Consider the following 18,095-nt stretch of genomic DNA (forward strand, 5'->3'; position numbering starts at 1 on the left):
ATAATTGGAACCATTTTATCACCGGTTGCCTTAACCAGGAATGCATTTATTAGTCTATGAGTAAAACCACAATAAAGTCAAAGCAAACAAACAATATACGAGTCCTTATTTTTGGTAATTCTGGCTCAGGAAAGTCAACCCTAGCTAAAAAGCTTTCAACCAAATATAAACTGGCACATTTAGACCTTGATACCTTGGCTTGGCTGCCCTCCAAACCACCGCAACGCCGATCCATTGAGACGACCATTGCAGCCATAAACGCTTTCATCAAAGGTCATGATACATGGGTAATTGAGGGTTGTTATGCCGACCTGTTAGCGCATGTTGCACATTATGCCAATGAGGCGATTTTCATGAATTTATCGGTCAAGCAGTGCCAAGAAAATGCCAAAAACCGGCCATGGGAGTCGCACAAATACGCCAGCAAAGCCGATCAAGATGCCAACTTACCGATGTTATTAGATTGGATTGCGGCATACGAAACACGTGAAGACGAGTTCTCATACCAAGCACATGAGGCGCTGTATAATGCGTTCTCTAATGATAAAAAACAAATCACGAAAAACCAACCATGAAAACACAAGCAGATTTTGATCAAGCCTTTCCAGTACAAGTCAACCTCCCGGTTCAGTGGGGTGAAATGGATGCCTTTAACCACGTTAATAATGCCACTTACTTTAAATATTTTGAAACAGCACGACTGGCATACTTCAATCAAGTGGGCGTGATGGATGACATGCAGTCAGCCAAAATTGGTCCTATTTTGGCCGAAACTTCAGCCAAATTCAGGCGGCCGTTGGTGTTTCCCGACAGCATCGTTGCCGGTGCGGGGGTACTGGAACATCATGAATACGGGTTTTTGATGCAATACGGTATATGGAGTGAACAACAACAAACTGTGGTTACCTTGGGCACAGGGCGGGTGGTGATGGTAGATTATAAAACAGGCCAAAAAGTTCAACCCAGTGAGGCATTAAAAAATGCCATAAAAGCACTACAAAATAATTCATGAAATTCTTGGAGCTGAAAATACCACCGGCTTTGTTGATGTTGCTGTTTGGTTTTCTGATGTGGTTAACAGCTCAAGCCTTACCCCAGTTAAAAGTAACTTGGCCATGGCATGAGTGGGTTGCCAGGGCGGTGTTTGTGTTGGCTTTTGTGTTAATTGCCGCGGGCGCATACAGCTTCAGAAAAGCCAGCACCACGGTTGATCCAACCCGGCCTGAAAAGGCCACATCGGTGGTTTCCAATGGTATTTACCGTGTGAGCCGAAACCCCATGTACTTGGGCTTTTTACTGATGTTGTTGGCATTTATGTTCAAACTAGCAAACCCAGTCACAGCTTTGCTGCTGCCGGTATTTGTCGTTTATATGAATCAATTTCAAATCAAACCAGAGGAACGTGCTTTGTTGCGACTTTTTGGCAAGTCCTATGCCGCCTATCAAAATCAAGTCAGACGATGGATATGACATTCCAGCACCAGCAAGATGGCAGGCGGGTGCTGGAATAATGATGGCTTAAAACTTTAAGGCAGCATCTAATATCGGGTCTTGAGCTGCAATGAACGCATCTTTACTCAGGCTGACCTCCAAATCTGGTGTGATGCCTTTACCTAGTTGGAATTCACTGACATCGTTGTAATACCTGAAGGCAGGTATACGCGCTGTGATGCCACTGTTAGGTAGTTTTAAAAAGAAGATAACACCTGCTGTTGGGCCCTCAACCGAACCGCCAGTTGGTTCACCAATAAAAGTGGTGTTGGGACGATTTTTCAGAACAGACAATAAATTGGTGCTACCAGAGGAGTTATTGTTACTGGTCAAAACCAGCAGTTTGCCATTGAATCGATTGCGATTGGGCTTGATCCACTGGGTGTCATCCAAAATGTTGGGCTTGAAACTGTATGAGCCATTCGGGTTTGGAATGAAGCGAGATGCTTTGGGGTTCAAGGCACTCTTTTCCCAAGTTCTGAGGTGTTTTTTAAAAGGGTTGAGGTTGAGTGTTTTAACTTGGACGTCTTTGGCTTGACGAAATTTTTCAGGCATCAAATAAGCCAACAAGCGCAGCGGTGGTTCATTGGAGCCACCACCATTTTCACGCAGATCCAGAATAAGCGTTTGTGTCTCATTAAGCGCTTTGAACAGTGGCTTATAAAGTTTGTCTGGATTGATGGGATTGCGGTAATTAACAAAGGTGTCAATTTTAAGTACTGCGGTATCTGTATTGATCCATTTAAAATCAACTGCATCTATGAAGTTACGTACCCGAGAAGGGTTCAGTGCGCGCCACTGATCATAAGTGATTCGTGAAAACACTTTCTCATTAACTGTGCCATTGACTGTCCGATAAGTCATCTTAACTTGTGCTTTTGGCTGCCATAACAATGCCCCAAAGTGGTCCAGCGCGCCGCCTTGATGTTCAGCTGATGCGGCCACCAAATTGATCTTACTGTGGTCAGTGAAGCCATCAACAGGGATGTATTTTTTAACTTGTTCAATCAATTCATGGATGTCTTTGTCATCTACCTTCAGTATCACATCGCCCCGCTTTAACCCCGATGTTTCGGTGGCTGCGGCAACCAAGACTTGGCCTTCTACTTGATGCCAAAGTACCGGTAAGTAAACCGGGATTGAATTGCGGGCATCACGCAAAGCTTTCGGTAATTCAGCTTTGGTGTGGTCACAGCGAACCAAAGCCAATGTTTCACTGATGTTAAGGTAAAGATCAGCCAAGGTCATACCGTTGTGTTTAGTGGCTACATTGATGATGTTTTGCCAAGCGTTATCCAAGCTATTTTTATTGGCATATCTGGTATACCCGGGGTGAATGTGCTCATAGGCACCCTGTGCCAATTTGATGTCTTCGACTACGGCAGCCACATCCAACCATTGTTCTCTGGGGTGTTCGGTGGCCGCTATTGTGGTGGTTGTAATGATTAAAAGCAGTAATATTTTCATGTGTTATCTCCTGAGTTGAACGATGAATCACATGTTAATGATGTACAGTTTTGATGCGCCTCATACCATCAAATGAGACCTTTTTTACGGGTTTTGAGACTTTTTATGTTGTGTTTTGGCGTTTGAATTGGCTGGGTGTAACTCCCACCATGTCTTTAAAAACGCGATTGAACGTGGCTTTGGAGTTGAAGCCGGAATCAAGCGCTACATTCAAAACAGCCGCGTCACCTTCAAGCAGTTTTATTTTGGCGGTTTCTAGGCGCAATTGATTGATGTATTGATTGAAGCTTTTGCCCAAATGCTGATTGATGGCACGAGAAACATATGTCTCGTTACTGCCCAGGCGTTCAGCCAGTTCACGCAACGAAAAGCGTGGTTCAAGAAACCACTGATGAGATTGAATGGCAGTTGTGATTTGGTTGATGTCCAGTTGGTTTTTATATGGCTGCTGTTGGTTACTGTCTGGCTCTTGCTTGTGCGGTATATTTAAAGCGGAATGTGCCTTGATTTTTGGAAAGTGTTCAGTCAGTTTGCGCAAAGCATCGATACCCACCCAACTTAAAATTACCATCATGGCCAACACCAAGGGATATTCCTCAACATAGCTCATATTGGTGATAAAAGTAGGTACGAATTGAACCATAACAAAAAGGACCAACAACAAGGTCATGGCAATCAGTAAGCGGTGTATCCAAACCGGTTTAAAAGTGGCTGCAGTTGACTCATGGTGTTCTAGGTATTTTTCATAGTGACGGGTAAGTACAATGATTTTCACCCAACAATAGATGAACATTAAAACTGCCAATATTGTTTCAATAGGAACAATGTAAGGTTCATGGAAGACACCATTGAACTGCCATTTGTTGAGGTAATCACCAAGAAAAATAAAAGCCCATGTGTAGTAGGTGGTTTGTAGCATGCCAGGCACAAACAGCAACAAGTGTCTTCTTTCAGGTGCCCCAACCATCAAATGGTGGATGTGATAGAACAACAAAGGCCCGAACCATAACTCAACGCTGAAAGGGGCAAAGGTTAATCCCGGATAAACCGCATAAAAACCTGAAAAGCCGATGATTTGTGGCATGACTTTGATGACCGCAGCCATTAAAAACAAGCCCAGAAACAAGGCGGCTGTGCGTTCTACTTTGTGCCACATGAGCGCGATACCGGTGAATAATACCGGTAGACAAACAGCCAACATCAGGGCGGAGCGCCAAGTTATGTCAATTTGTGTACCTTCATCCATAAAAGCATTGTATTACAGCCTGAATCAGAATCCCAGAAGGGTTGGTTTTTGAGGCAACCGGAAAGTGACTATAACAAGGCTTTAGCAAACAAAGGTGAAAGACTGACCAAGGATTGAATTTGGGTCTCTTGGAACCCTTGTTTGCTGTTTCGCGTAAACACAATGACACCACTCTTATTGTGAGATTTTATGGGCAATGACAAAACTGAATGGGCATGGGTTTGGTTTAACAGGTATTTAGAAAAGTGAGCTTGTTTATTGCTTACTGTGTGGGAAAGTAAATCGCTTAACAGCACATATTCCTTTGAAAGGATATTTTCAATGGTGGTATCGTTGCTCAATAAACTCTTACCGACCAATTCTTCTTGTGGTTGATCAGAAGCTATGAGGCTACATGCAAAAGATTCTTTGTTAGGTAACAGCAAATACACCCCTGAGACATTAACAATTGCTCTGGATTCTTGACGAATGACTTCGAGGGCTTGTTGTTTTGAGGGTGCAATGTGCAGTTGGTTCAATAGATTAAGAATGCTTTTTGAGCGACCAGATAGGTGATTAAAATCTTCAACCAATTGGCCCAACTCATCTTGGCTGTTGTCATTAATTCTCAACCCATAGTTGCCTAGAGCCACTTCACGACAAGCTTTGGCCACTCGAATGACACGCTTAACAATGGTTTGGTTGAACCAAAAGAACAACAACAGCATAACCAACCCAATCAAACCAATGGCCAGCCAATTGAACTTGACCGTGGCTTTGCGCTGCGCTTCAACCAAAGCTTCAAAATTCAAATGCGCACTTGAGATGCTACTGAATAAACCTGATGTATCATTCAAGATGTAATCGTTTCCCCATTCAAGACGTGGTTCATCAGGGTTGTCTCCAATTTGTTCTCTAAAACCCCGATCAAAAATTTCAGATGCCTGTTCCATAGCTATGAATGATTGGCTGTTTTTTTCAATCAACATGCCATCTAGCAAGAGGTCGGTGGTACTCGAACGGTTATAAAATTGGTGTGCCACGCTTTCAACCTGTGTTTTTAGGGTGCTTAGGTTGTCTTGCAACTGGGTGAAGAAAACCTTCAAGTCTCGATTATATGACTCATAGTCACGCGGGGCGTTTTGTTTGTATTGTGTCGATTGTTCTTGCATCAAGTTAACCAGTTGTTGCATGTTACTCATTTCTTTTGACAGTGTGATGTCAGTAGATAGCTGGGTGATGCCGCGGTTACTGAACCACAGAATGGCTGCCATAATCAGTAAAGCCAGGGTTCCAACAGTCATTAATTTTTGGTTCAATCCGAATTTCATCATATATCTCTATGCTTTGCGCCAACGATCAACAAACAAGTCTTTGTCGGCGGGGTGGTCTAATTGTGAGGCAACCTGCATGACCAACTGGTCGGTCGATTGGCTGTTTTTAAGGGCTTGGGTCAGTATGAAATCAGCCATGGGTCCAATCAATTCAGCCAAGTGGGCTCGCATTTGCTTGAATATGGTTTCATCAATACGCCAAGAGGCGTCACTTTGGGTGATAACTGTGCCAGTGGTAAAGATGCCAGATGCAGCGTCTTTGCTTTGATTCGGCTTATTTGAAAGTTGTAAAGTCGCCAACACTGTTTTGAACGCATGGCTTACCGCCATCATGTCTGGATAGCGATCAGTGACAGCGATACTTAACCCTTTTATCATGAAGTCGTGCATGGCCCTGGGTATTGATGTGTCGGCACTGAACTGGTTGTGTTTAGCCAATTGGTCAGGTGTGTTCAAAGGAATGGCATCGTATGTATCTGGGTCTTTCAATTGGCGCATCAATCGATACAGGATCACGAACAAGGCATAAACATCGGTGTGTGGACCTATTTCATCGGAACCAAACATTTGTTCTGGAGCCATGTATTTAGGCGTGCCCATGGTGATGCCCAATTGAGTCATGTGTGGGTTTGTTTGATTGCGGGCGATACCAAAATCAGTTAATTTCAAGGTGTGTGGTTTTTTAACCAAGATATTTTCAGGTTTTAAATCACGGTGAATGATGCCCTTTGAATGGGCTTTATGAAGTGCTTTAAGCAACTGGGCAAACAGGCTTAATATCAACTTCAATGGTAATTTTTTATGCTGCTTTAACCACAGTTGTAAGTCTGGTCCATCAATGTATTCCATCACCATATACGCCAACTCACTTTGTTGACCAAAATCTAATATCGTTACAATGTTGGGGTGCGCGCATTGAGCCAACATTTTAGCTTCTCGCACAAAGCGCTGGGCGGATTGGTTATGTTTCGGTCCATCACTCAGAGCTGTCTTAATCGCTACCCGCCGATTGATGGTTGGGTCAAGGGCTAAATACACCACACCCATGGCTCCTTGCCCAACAACCTTCAAAATCTGGTATTTTCCGATGTTTTTTGGTGTCGTGCTCATCGGTTATTTCAAATGACTCATGGCTGCTTTGAGGCTGTTTTGCATGCGGTTAAAGGACTGCCTGATGGTGTTGATTTCAGTGCCTCCTGAGGCGCCCTTTAACACGGTTATGTCACTGTTGCCCAAACTGATGCTTTTGGCTTGCTGAGAAGTATGCTGTAAAGGTTTGAACACAATCAAATGCATAAACACATTCATGATCAACCAGACAACCAATGAAAGGAAACCGATTTGAATCAAATAGTTGATGTTGGCTTTCTCCAGAGCCAGCAGTGCCCTTTCGATACGAATTTTAATCACTTTGACCCCTAAAACCTGCTCATTCGATTTGATGGGCTTTGTAAACACAAAAAAACGGCCTTTTGCATCGGTAAGTTGGTCGGTAATTTCCATCGCAGCGTTGTTTGATTTGAAGCGATTGATTAATTCTTGCTGCCAGACATTGGCTTGGTAACGTACTATTTGGGTGTTTTGCAGGGCCACTTGGTGAATAACTTCAGCGCCATCGTGGCTATTAAAAGTTTGGGTGGCTGAATAAGATCCCACTGATTGGGGATAAAAATCATCACTGAGCTCTGCCAGCAAAGGAGTGATTTCAAGGGCCGTGTAGTCTCTGATGTTTTCAGCCAATTGGTGCATTTGCTGTGCTTTGCTGTATAACTGCTTATTGAACTGCAAGGTGGTTTCTTTTTGGTGAAAGTGGTTCAGCGCCCACACCAAAATTATCAGGTTAATCAGCAGCAGTATATTAAATTGAGTTCTCAGGCCCATCTGGTTTTTTTGTGTAAATAAGTATGAAAAGAGAACCCGGCTGGCAAATTAATCTGACAAAAATGTTAAAAAAAACTTTTTTCAGTAAGCCAAATTGAACATTATGAAAGAGCCAATAGAGCTGTTTAAGTGATTGAAATATGGTGTTTTTATGCATTGAGACATTATTATTTCTAATGCTGGTAGAACGATGTTGCTTGCTGAATAAAGTGTGGTGATTGTAAGTGTTTTCACGGCATCACCAATGACCATGATAACCCACCTTTTCAGTGTGGGTTATTCAGTTCTATTTGACTTTCCAATATCGCTGCATTTCAAAAAACAAGAATGAAGCTGACCAAGTTATCAGCACCAGACCCGTCAATGACTCAATACCTGAAAGAAAGCGAATGTTACCCAAGGGCGCAATATCACCAAATCCAAGTGTGGTAAACGATGTGAAAGAAAAATAAACGCAATCTAACAAGCTGCCATCAAAGTTACCCTCAAAGTGACCAAACAAACCGGATTTCAGTTTGAGGTAATACGCCAAGCCAAAAACCCATACTTCAATGGAATGAGCCAACAACGCACCAAAGACTCCAAGCACAATGCGGTAGTTGTGTTTGATCTTAAGCTTGGGGATGTATTTGGTCAGCATGTAAAGGAATTGATAATGAATCAAGACCACCAAAGCGACCACCAAGGTATTGATTAAGCTGGCCAGAACAATCACAGTTGCTTTGTAAGATTTCGACGTAAATACTGACTCATGGTATGTATTTGTTGTTCATCATAACTGGCATCTGGCAGGGTTTTGCCCCAAATAACCTCCGGCCAAAACGGATCATTTTTATGCCGCCCAATGACGTGAACATGCAGTTGTTCTACCACGTTACCAATGGCGGCAAAATTGATCTTTTCAGCACCCATTTGCTGTTTGAAATGATGACCCAGGGCACGACTGATTTCAGTGATGTCTTGTTGTTGAGACGCCGGCAAGTCATGGTATTCAATCAGCTCGGTTTCCGGAACCAGAATCACCCAAGGCAAAGCAGCATTGCGGTGTAACAGCACGTGAATGGTGCGCCAACGAAACAACCAATGGGTATCCAAAGACAACTGGGGGTCAATGACAAAGGCCTGTTCCGGTGAATGCTTCATGGCAATATTCTAACCCGATGGTTGCTGCAGTGCACAACAATATAAACGCTGAAATGACGGTAGCCATGCCGTTCAAGGAGATTTGTGGTTGTCTATGGCCTGCACCCAATCACGGCAAAGTGAAGGATCAATGGTTTCGGCCACCGGGTGTCGTTGCTCACGAATCACCAACCCAGTTCGGGCATCGATCAAGCTAAAGCTCACGACTTGCTGCCCTGCCTGTTGGCTGACGTGTGAGGTGATGAACCACCTGATGTTGAACTCATGGGCAAAGAATGGGTAAGGGTTACCGGGGTGAGCGGAACGGGCATGTTCAGACAGATAATGCATGTTGGGCTGAACCTGAGTGGCCTGTTTGAGACAAGCCGACCAATCGGCGGAGTCATCTGGCGTGGTTTTCAGAATGATGAGGTTGGTGCTTTGGGCGGCCGCACGCGTTTGGTATTGCATCCAACCCAGGACCATCAGGGACAACACCACCACCATCAGCAAAGCCAGTACCAAAGCCGCCAGCTTGTGCGTTGTTTGACTGGCAAGGGGCTGTTGTTTTTTATGGCAGTTGGGCAGCGCATGGTTGGTTGATTTGGGTGGGTGTTCAGTGACTGGGGGCACCCAACGATAACCCACTTTGGGTACCGTCTCAATCAAGGGGTGTTCTCCACTCATGGTTTTGAGTTGTGAACGCAAATCCGAAATGCTTCTGGATAAGGCATCATCGCTGATGGTTTGATTGGGCCAAACCTGATCAAACAACTGCTGACGGCTCACCACCTGTCCAGCCGCAGACCACAAAGCCAACAACACGCGCCGGTTGACCGGGCTCAGCCGCACCCGGCGTCCCTCATTGGCAACACTCAGGTGTTCTTCGCTTTCAGCCAGGGCCGCGACCTGACCGGTTTCGGTCTCGAGCAAAAATCCCGCTGACTGCATGTAGGTTGGCATGGTTCTGGTCATGCGGCACAGTTTACCACCGCTTTGGGTGAATGGAAGCCGCGCTCAAACCTTCCTCAGGTTTTACTCAGGACTGAGGCGCACGACTCAAGCATAATGGTGCCATTGTAATGACAGGCATTGACATGAGAATCATCAAACGAACTTTTTTCTATTTAACGGCCATGCTGCTGACTTTGTTGTTATTCACGGTGGTGATCAATACGTCTCCATTTGACCAGGCGTTGTTGCCAGAAGTGCAGGCCATTCGCGACCAAAAATCCGAACCGTTCCAGGAAAACAACGCCTATTTGGCGATGTGGGCTTTCGGCCATGGCCTGGACCAACCCTTTACACAAACGGTTGAAGCGTTGCGTCAACAACTGAACCAGGAAATCAACAACCAGGGCATTGATTATCCACAACAAGCGCTCAGTCAGCGCTATCGCGCTCCTGAAGGTTCTGACAGAATTTGGCGAGAACAATACATCCAATGCAATTCCAGAGAGCAGATCAATTGCATGCAGCGCTTGATCGCGCAGTTGGCGGAGCAGGAAGTGACTGACCTTCGGTTGTTGGAATTGATGCGGCGTTACGAAACCATGGTTGAATTTGATGTTTTTCAAGAAGCCATTCAATTTGACTGGGATGCTCCGATGCTGGCCTATGCGCCCATCCTCATCACCAAAAGAATATATTTGGCTCGGGCTTATGTGCAACAGCGCAATGCGGCACTGATGGAAACGTTGCTCAAGGACCTGCGTTTTTGGCGCATGGTGCTGAGGGACAGTCACAGCATGATCACCAAGATGGTGGTGGTCAGCACCATCAGAGACACATTGTTCACCCTTGCAGAGGGCATTCGAAATGAGCGGTTCGAACAACCGGAATTGGCCCATTTACAACAACAACTTATGAACCTGTCGGCACAAGAAATGGACATGACCAACACCTTCATTCATGAATTCAAGTTCATCCTGTCTGTCCTTGACAGGCCTGAAAGCGCCGTTCCTGAAGAATGGCTTTCTTGGTTCAGTTTGTACCAACCACAGGCAACGGTTAACACACACCATCGATATTTTTTGCAACCTGCCAAAGCTTTGGCACAAATGAGCTCGGCTGAAATCCATCAATTTTATGCTGATGGGCAAGGTCAGTTTGAATCGCCTGTGAGCTGGTCATCCACCATGCTCTATAATCCGACGGGCAAAGAACTGGTGAGTTACGGCCTGCCTGTTTACAAAGATTATTTGGCGCGCGTGCATGATTTGAATGGCATGGTGCTGTTGTTGAAACTGCAGTTGGAATTGGCCCTCAATCCGGAACTTGATCCGCAACAGGTTGTGAACGAATCGGTTCATCGAAACCCTTACACCGGAGAGGCAATGATTTATGACGCGGCAGCGAAGCGGCTTTTCTTTGAGTGTTTTGATCCGCATTCGGTGTGTGAAATCAATTTGTAAAAGGGCCACCGACAGCCATCCCTGGCTGTCGGTGAACCGGCATCAATCAAAGTTTGAAACAAAAATGACGTCTGTGTTGGTGTCTAAGTAAATTTGCACCGTTTGGTCGTTGTTGCCCAGGAACACGGTACATTCCAAGCCATCATTGCTCTCCAGATCACAACCGTCCCAATAATCCACAATGGTATTACCAGCAGGGTTGGCGGTCAGGGTCACCGCTTCATTCGCTTCAAATTCGAAGGCACAGGTGTTGCCACATTCGATGCCAGCTGGGTCACTGGTGACGGTCACACTTTGGAAGTTCTCGGTTTGGAATGTCTGTAAGTCTAAGCTGACGGTATTGATCAGGGCGGTGAATTCAGCGGTGACATTTTTGGCACTGTCCATGGTGACCTGACAGTTTCCTGTGCCATTACAAGCGCCACTCCAGCCAGTGAATTGACTGCCCGAATCAGCGATCGGTTGTAAGGTGTAGCTGAGATTTTGTTGCAGTGGCCAGTCACAATCATCCGGGGTGTAACACACCATGGCAAACTCATCCAGGTTGATTTGACCGGATCCATTACCCGCAGTTACGAGACTCAGCAGATGCGCATTCGGGCGTTCAACAGCACCGATGTCACAAGTGGCTGTCCCCACCGCATCACCGTTTCTTGGCCGGCCAATACCTGACAAATCGAAATCATTGCATTGGCTACCAGCCGCATCGATCAAAGGACTGATGGGCGAGGGTGGCGCAATCAAAACATCGCCATCATACAGGCCCAATGGCAACAGTTCAGGATCTGTGCCGAAATAGTCACTGCCGCCGATGGCACATGTGGCACCCAATCGTTCGACATTGAAGCCCAATGAAACAGTGCCTGGACCCTGACAATTGTTCAACTGAGCAGAGTCAAACACGTTGGCCAGCAAGTAGGTGGCCAGGCTGCCACCAGAACCATTGTTTTCAATGTCGAGGTTCTGATTGTCCAAAAAGGTATTGAAAGCCAAGGTCATCTCAGTGGGATCAGGAGAGTTGCTGAAATTTCTGTGTAAGATGACTTCATTGACCGGGTTTTCGGCCAGCAGTGAATTTTCGATCTCGGTCACACTGCGGCTGATGTACAACACACTTTGCCCTTGGTTGTTGTGAAATAAACTGCGATCTATGTTCATGAATCCCAAGTCCAGGGTGATGGCGCCACCGATGGTGTTGCTGCTGTTGTTGAGGAATTGGCTGTTGGTGATGTTGAGGCTGGTATTGAACACCTCACGGCTGTTGTTTTGTCTGAACAGGGCACCGCCCCCAATCAAGGCGCTGTTGTTATCAAAAACAACATCGGTGATGCTGACCGGAAACGCGCCTGATATGGCCATGGCACCACCGGCGCCAGCACTGTTGTTGATGAATTGGCTGTTGATGACCGTCAAACGATTGATGCTTAGGGTGTCTCCGGAGTCGGTGTCGGCATGAATGGCACCACCAAAAGTACCGCTGCCGCCGGCCGTGTTGTTGAGGAAGCGCACCCCATCAACGTCCAGTTCATCCACATTGACCACATCAACGGCACTGGCTTGGGCGCCACCGATGCGGAAGTCTTTGAGGACCACATCTCGGTTGGTGTTGATCTGAAACACATGCCCGGTGTGATCATTGCTTGGAAACAAAACCAATTGATCGGCACCAGGTCCCTGTATTTCGACGCCGTCGGTGATGCCCAGTTGATTGCTGAGTTGAATTGCATCACCGCTGGTTCCCAGTAACACCCAAATCAAATCATCACCGAAGCCAGTGCCACACTGGTCCACGGTGATGTCAAAATTAGCAGCCGTAATGGCTTCACGCAAAGTACAGTTGCCATCGACTTGAATCACATCCTGATTGCTGTCGACCACCAACAGGTTGGCGTCGGTGTTTAAACTGATAACAAGTAAAATCATCAATGGTAGTTTTTTCATGGAATGCTCCTGACAAATGTTCATATACCCACTTAACAAACCATGCAACGGATGACTGACACTTTTTTTGAAAACCGGTTGCTGTCATGCAACCGGTTCAAAGTGCGATCTATCTGTTATCGATCTCGCCCGAGGCCGCACCAGCATAGGATGACTTCACCCCTTTATCCGACATCATTTTGGGTGACAGCTTGCAAGAGGCTGGGCTGCCAAACCGACCGGGTTTGAAGGTCCAGACCACACAGGCCTGATTCGCTTCACAAGCTTTCAGGCATTGATCGGCGGTGGTGACAGCGCCTTTGCTGGGTTGGGCCTCATTGGGCAAGTAGTATTGGCTGAAGTCAGCATCGGCTGGCATGTTATAGATGGTGTCTTTTTCCATCGCTTGCACATGCATTGCGGCGGCTACCAACGAAATGAGGGTGGTTAACTTCAATTGATTTTTCATGATATTCTCCTTGGTTGAATGAGTTGGATGTTTTATTGGTAATTGATTGTTACTCCGGTTGCGGCATCACCTTCGACCAACAACACATAACGATCAGCGATGGGTGTCAGGTTAGCCTGGAATGTAACAGGTTCATCAGGTAAAGCTTCATAAACCAGAAAACCAATTCGTTGCAGGTCTGATGAAGCCGGTGCATCGGGTCGCGGGTGATCGACAAAAACAGCGGCCATCGACCAAAAATCCAGATTCACCGGGCTGTAAATCCTGAAAGCGCCCTTGGAAACTTGAGCCTGACCTGAAATGGAGACCTGACGATGTTGGTACAACAGGTCATCGGTTTGCGCCAAAGGAATGCGCATCAGACCTTGTAGTTCATCAATACGGATTTCGCCGCTTAATTTCGATGTGCCACTCATGCTGAATCGTTGAGCGGATTTTTTGCTGAGACCCAAAGTTTTGCCATTCACTGATTGCGGCAGCTTTTCGATGAGTCGTACGCCAGCCAGGTAATGTTGCATCAGGTCTTCGGCTATGCTCAGTTGGCTGTCATCGCTGATGGCAGCGATGACCTTTTCGTTCAGAGCCGATGGCAGGTCTTTGGGTTTGCGTTGGACCTGAATTTTTTTTAGGTCGGATAAATGTGTCAATGCTGCCAGATCAAGCACCGCTGTTTTCCTGATATCCAGGTGTTTTAAATGAGGCGGTAAGTGATTTTCCATGATTGACTTCATGGGATTACCGTCCAAACTCAACACTTCTAAGTTTCTTAATGGTGACAAGTCAGGCAGATATGACAGCTGATTGTTACTCAAAAACAGTGACTTCAATTGATTCTGTGGTGCACCGAAAGAGATTGTCCTGAGTTGGTTGTTGGTCAAGTCAAGGCGATTTAATTGCGGCAATGAAACATCAAAATCTATCGAAACAATGTCACTGAAACGAACGCTCACTGACTGCAGTTTTGAGAGATGAGCCAGTGGTTCAAGGTTTGCTATTTTTGTGTGGAAGACTTTAAGTTCGGTCAGATTTGGGCATTGTTTTAAAAAATCCAAAGACAGCGGTTCAGATGGTGAGCCTTTGATTCTCAAAAATTCCAGACGGGATGGACACGCTGACAATTCAGCCTGTTCAAGCAATGATAACTCAAGACTTTGCAATGAGACCAGCGTGGTCAATCCAGTTGTGGATTTGACCCCTTTTGATTTGATGCCCACCACTTGCTGGTTTTTCAGCAGTACAGAATAGGCACCTTGGTGTCGTTTTGTTCCAAAATGAAAGGATTTTTCTGACAAGCCATTGGATTGGAACCATTGTTGCAGGACCTTGGCTTGGCTGGCGTCCAGTGATTCATGGTTGCTCATGGTTGTTCTTCCAGATTCACTTTGGCAGGCCATCACGCAGCAGAAAACAAGCACCAAGCAAAACAGATGATAATTATTTTTGATCACTGACATACGATGCCATCAAAGCCTTCAACAAACAGGTAATCTTCATCGGCCAGTTGCTTGATGGTAATCACTTCGGCTCGATCCAGGTCACCGCCTTGGGTTTCGGCTGTTCCCAAAACTTCATTCAGGTAGATACCTGGGTCAGTCGAACTGTGATTGATTTCAACCGAGAAGGGCACCACAACTTGATTGAAAGTGATTTCATCGGAAGGTAAAAAAAGACAAGAACTGTCAGGGTGGTCGCAGGACAGGCCAACTTCATCCGCCCAGCCATTGACTGCCTCGGCTTCACAATCGATGCGACAAGTTAATGTTGAGTTGGTGGTGATGTTTTTGTTACCGCATGCAACTGAAAAATCCGGTTGTCCAGCCAAAGTAAAACCCGGCGAAAATTCGGAAGTGCGCCCACCTGCTTCTGTTGCCGTGGTAACTATCACATCATTTTCCGCCACCGGTGCGGCTGCAAAAAGGGTTCGGCTCACCGGATTGCCAGCCAACCATTGCGACTCAGAGAATGTGGTGCTGGCCAACCAGGTTTGGCCTTCTTCGCCATCAGCATCAGCGGCATACACATCAATGATGATGGGGTAATCACTGGCACCGTTGTGGCTGTCCACCCAGAAATTCATGTTGATGCGGTTACCATCAGGATCGTGTTGCGCGGTGTTGATTTCAGGGAAATTCTGCAAACGGTTGGCCCCGGAGTCAAAGTCGTCGGGATCATTGGGGGTGAAACGGTCAGCTTCAAGATCAATACCCTCGTTTTCGTTACTGAATAATTGATTGTATCGAATGGCCACTCGTGTTGAACCATTGCCTCTGACAGCAATACCACAACCAATGATAGGACCACACTGGTTGTGGGCAATGACATTAGCGCTGTCAGCGGTTCCACCAATTTGAGCACCTTGAATAGAGCCATCAATAAATACTCCAATGGTATTGGAAAGCGGAGTGATACCATCAGCACCCACTCCGATTTTATTGTTTGTGATCAACAAACGATTAATTGGGTCAGATGCTATGGATTGAGCCAGTATACCCTCTCGATTGTTTCCCGATATGACATTGTTACTGATGCTGACATCATCAGTAAATGCGACGTATATTCCCTCACCGTTGCCAAGTGCCTGGTTGCCGGCAGCATTGGTTCCGATGTGGTTACCTTGTACACTGACAGATGTATTGCCAACATCCGCTGTGATATGAATGCCGGTGATGGTGTTTCCTGAAATGACATTTCCGAGACCACTTATTGCAAGTCCGATAACCAAATTAGATGGTGATTCGGTAAAAATCCCTGCGTTTTCATTCGGCACAACCATACTTCCACTGGGGTCAGTTCCAATCAGGTTTCCTAAAATCAGTGCAGGGCTTCCGCCATATATGCCACTGTAACTATTACCTGAAAGCACATTGCCTATAGCGTTCATTGCTCCACCAATGACATTGTTGTTGCCGGTAGTGTCTTTTAGATAAATACCGGTGTAGTTGGGGGCGCCAGCCAAGCCATAAGGTAAATTAAGTCCAAACCAACTGCTAAAAACAGCATTATCAGCACCAGTCATTGTTATGCCGGCCCAGCTCCAATTAATAAATGCCAAACCAGATACTTCTCCACCTCCAGCCAAAACCAGACCACCATGGCTCAATAATGGCTCTACAGGATGTAAAGAACCATCCAGCACGATGGTCGGGTTGCCAGCAGTAGAAGAGCCAGCTGTAGACCCATCTATCAGAATGTCCAATAGTTCAGGCAATTCAGAGGTAGGTTGAATCATCCAGTATTGGAATGCATCCTGGCCAGAACCACCAGAGAAATAGTTTTCGTTGATGGCATCGGCAGGGATGTTGAATTCAATGATGTCCTCACCTGTGGTTTGCAATGCGGCATTAATGGCACCGCGCAAGGTACAAGTTGAAATGTTACACACATCACCATCACTGGTGGTGTTGACGGTGAAGGTGTCTGCTTGGACAGTGTGGTTGGCCAGCAACAAGAAGAACAATAGAGTGATTAATTTCATGATTTTTCTCAGTATTTAGTTTGATTAATCACTGTGGTCCTGTTTGACTGACAAAAAAATGAAATAAATGTCAGTGAGGCCTGTGCTGGGTGGTTATTAGGACATGAGAACAACACCTGAAATCATGATGGATCATCTTGAGGGTTTGCCATACCGGCCACCCATATTAAGGCCAGGTTTGTTGTTGGCCAAAAACCTGAAAACAACAGTTGTGTGACCATGGGCTGGATGTGTTTTGTTTTGGTTGAAATCAGGCAGGAACAAGGGTGGTGCTTATTCAACGATCGACAGCAGCCCCACCATCAACCTGGGTTCAATCTGGCCCCTCAAAGTTGGGGTGGTCGCAATTATGCCCATTATTATAACTGCGCCCAAGCTCAGGAATTACCTCAGGATTTGAGTCCGGGGGTGGCCGAGATCATCCACTCAAATCAACAGCGGTGGGGAAAGGATGCCATCAACCGGCCTTGTTGCTTCACACTGGAAGAGTTGTTGGCCATTCATGAAGCCGATCGGGATCAAGTCCACGCCCATTTTGATGTGATTTTTTTACAAGCCCTGGCCAACCAGCTGAAGCGGCCTTTGCGTTTGGTGTGCTGGCTGATTTAAACCAACCTTGAGCCCTGATCAAACAGAACCCGCTTGCGTTCTTTTTGTTCAAGTACTGCACCACCTCATGTTTCAGGCGATTGGGTGGCGGTGGTGAAATTGCAATCATTGAGCTGATTTGCTAATCTAATCAAAACAACAGCGCTTGAATAACATGGACTCATCCAACCTCACCCAATTTTTGAACAGTGATCAGTCAGCGCTCTCAGCAGCGCAGCAACAGGACATGCAGGCAGTCTATCAACGTTTGAAGGAAATAGCCCGCAGTCAAAGATTCAAAATCAAAGGCAGCGGTATCAACACCACAGCGCTGGTCAACGAGGCTTGGTTGAAAAGCCAGCGGAACAACAAAACCTTCAATGACCGCAACCATTTTTTTGCTTACGCCGCACTGGCGATGCGCCACATTTTACTCAATCAGGCCAAGAAAAACCGCTTGATCACCTTCGTTGACCCGCAACAATCTTGCGACCAACCGGTGTACAAGGAATCAACCTACCTGCTGGATCTGGAACAACAGTTGGTCAGGCTGAAAGCCTTTGACGAAAAGCTGGAGCAAGTTTTCACCTATAAATTCTTTGGAGACATGGAGTTTGCTGACATCGCTGCCGTGATGGAGGTCAGCGAACGAACGGTGTTCAGAAACTGGAAAAAAGCTCGTGCCATGTTGGCGGTGGCCATGCGATGA

Annotated in this window: 18 protein-coding genes; 6 read left to right on the forward strand and 12 right to left on the reverse strand. The window is 46.1% G+C overall.

All coding sequences use genetic code 11. The features are described 5' to 3' along the window. Positions 1-56 precede the first annotated feature (56 nt). Genes QNI24_RS01675 through QNI24_RS01685 form a run of 3 tightly spaced genes read left to right on the forward strand, consistent with a single transcriptional unit; the run spans position 57 to position 1,470 of the window. Positions 57-575 (forward strand): P-loop NTPase family protein, encoded by a 519-nt coding sequence (locus tag QNI24_RS01675; protein WP_267175679.1) that lies wholly within the window; start codon positions 57-59, stop codon positions 573-575. After that, on the forward strand, positions 572-1,012 hold the full coding sequence (locus QNI24_RS01680; protein WP_267175680.1) for an acyl-CoA thioesterase: 441 nt from the start codon (positions 572-574) through the stop codon (positions 1,010-1,012). Before QNI24_RS01675 ends, QNI24_RS01680 begins: the two co-directional genes overlap by 4 nt. Continuing rightward, positions 1,009-1,470: a methyltransferase family protein gene (locus tag QNI24_RS01685; RefSeq protein ID WP_267175681.1), complete on the forward strand. Its 462-nt coding sequence runs from the start codon at positions 1,009-1,011 to the stop codon at positions 1,468-1,470. Before QNI24_RS01680 ends, QNI24_RS01685 begins: the two co-directional genes overlap by 4 nt. Before the next feature lie 48 nt (positions 1,471-1,518). Here the strand turns inward: QNI24_RS01685 and QNI24_RS01690 are convergent, their stop codons facing one another. The 8 genes from QNI24_RS01690 to QNI24_RS01725 all read right to left on the reverse strand — a co-directional run bounded on the left by QNI24_RS01690 (position 1,519) and on the right by QNI24_RS01725 (position 9,495). Continuing rightward, the gene (locus QNI24_RS01690; protein WP_267175682.1) at positions 1,519-2,958 is read right to left on the reverse strand and encodes a S41 family peptidase; all 1,440 of its coding nucleotides are present in this window, start codon (positions 2,956-2,958) and stop codon (positions 1,519-1,521) included. A 103-nt stretch (positions 2,959-3,061) separates the two neighbouring features. Further along, positions 3,062-4,204: a helix-turn-helix domain-containing protein gene (locus tag QNI24_RS01695; protein WP_267175683.1), complete on the reverse strand. Its 1,143-nt coding sequence runs from the start codon at positions 4,202-4,204 to the stop codon at positions 3,062-3,064. A gap of 68 nt (positions 4,205-4,272) precedes the next feature. Beyond that, entirely contained in the window at positions 4,273-5,514 is a 1,242-nt protein-coding gene (locus tag QNI24_RS01700; protein WP_283708466.1) for a methyl-accepting chemotaxis protein, read from the reverse strand. Between the two features lie 9 nt (positions 5,515-5,523). Then, the gene (locus QNI24_RS01705; protein WP_267175685.1) at positions 5,524-6,627 is read right to left on the reverse strand and encodes a serine/threonine protein kinase; all 1,104 of its coding nucleotides are present in this window, start codon (positions 6,625-6,627) and stop codon (positions 5,524-5,526) included. Between the two features lie 3 nt (positions 6,628-6,630). Further along, complete coding sequence (locus tag QNI24_RS01710) at positions 6,631-7,398, reverse strand: c-type heme family protein (RefSeq protein ID WP_283708467.1); 768 nt, start codon at positions 7,396-7,398, stop codon at positions 6,631-6,633. A gap of 286 nt (positions 7,399-7,684) precedes the next feature. After that, on the reverse strand, positions 7,685-8,113 hold the full coding sequence (locus QNI24_RS01715) for a potassium channel family protein (protein ID WP_267175687.1): 429 nt from the start codon (positions 8,111-8,113) through the stop codon (positions 7,685-7,687). Further along, on the reverse strand, positions 8,110-8,541 hold the full coding sequence (locus tag QNI24_RS01720) for an HIT family protein (protein WP_267175688.1): 432 nt from the start codon (positions 8,539-8,541) through the stop codon (positions 8,110-8,112). Before QNI24_RS01720 ends, QNI24_RS01715 begins: the two co-directional genes overlap by 4 nt. 72 nt (positions 8,542-8,613) lie before the next feature. Next, the gene (locus QNI24_RS01725; protein WP_267175689.1) at positions 8,614-9,495 is read right to left on the reverse strand and encodes a winged helix-turn-helix domain-containing protein; all 882 of its coding nucleotides are present in this window, start codon (positions 9,493-9,495) and stop codon (positions 8,614-8,616) included. Between the two features lie 122 nt (positions 9,496-9,617). On the opposite strand from QNI24_RS01725, the gene QNI24_RS01730 reads away from it, so the two are divergent. Beyond that, a complete protein-coding gene (locus QNI24_RS01730) occupies positions 9,618-10,934 on the forward strand; it encodes a hypothetical protein (RefSeq protein ID WP_267175690.1) in 1,317 nt (438 codons plus the stop codon). A gap of 42 nt (positions 10,935-10,976) precedes the next feature. Here QNI24_RS01730 and QNI24_RS01735 read toward each other — a convergent pair whose 3' ends face one another. The 4 genes from QNI24_RS01735 to QNI24_RS01750 all read right to left on the reverse strand — a co-directional run bounded on the left by QNI24_RS01735 (position 10,977) and on the right by QNI24_RS01750 (position 16,798). Beyond that, entirely contained in the window at positions 10,977-12,875 is a 1,899-nt protein-coding gene (locus QNI24_RS01735) for a choice-of-anchor Q domain-containing protein (protein WP_267175691.1), read from the reverse strand. Between the two features lie 109 nt (positions 12,876-12,984). Then, on the reverse strand, positions 12,985-13,323 hold the full coding sequence (locus tag QNI24_RS01740; protein ID WP_267175692.1) for a PAN domain-containing protein: 339 nt from the start codon (positions 13,321-13,323) through the stop codon (positions 12,985-12,987). 32 nt (positions 13,324-13,355) lie between these two features. Then, the gene (locus tag QNI24_RS01745; RefSeq protein ID WP_267175693.1) at positions 13,356-14,684 is read right to left on the reverse strand and encodes a leucine-rich repeat domain-containing protein; all 1,329 of its coding nucleotides are present in this window, start codon (positions 14,682-14,684) and stop codon (positions 13,356-13,358) included. 83 nt (positions 14,685-14,767) lie between these two features. After that, positions 14,768-16,798 carry a right-handed parallel beta-helix repeat-containing protein gene (locus QNI24_RS01750; RefSeq protein ID WP_267175694.1) on the reverse strand — a complete coding sequence of 677 codons (2,031 nt, stop codon included), beginning with the start codon at positions 16,796-16,798 and terminating at the stop codon, positions 14,768-14,770. A gap of 219 nt (positions 16,799-17,017) precedes the next feature. Between QNI24_RS01750 and QNI24_RS01755 the strand changes: the two genes are divergently transcribed. Both QNI24_RS01755 and QNI24_RS01760 read left to right on the forward strand, forming a co-directional pair. After that, positions 17,018-17,407, forward strand: coding sequence for a hypothetical protein (locus QNI24_RS01755; RefSeq protein ID WP_267175695.1), 390 nt, complete (start codon positions 17,018-17,020; stop codon positions 17,405-17,407). 154 nt (positions 17,408-17,561) lie between these two features. After that, complete coding sequence (locus QNI24_RS01760; RefSeq protein WP_267175696.1) at positions 17,562-18,095, forward strand: ECF-type sigma factor; 534 nt, start codon at positions 17,562-17,564, stop codon at positions 18,093-18,095.

It is taken from the genome of Marinicella marina, from assembly GCF_030065545.1.
Lineage (GTDB): Bacteria > Pseudomonadota > Gammaproteobacteria > Xanthomonadales > Marinicellaceae > Marinicella > Marinicella marina.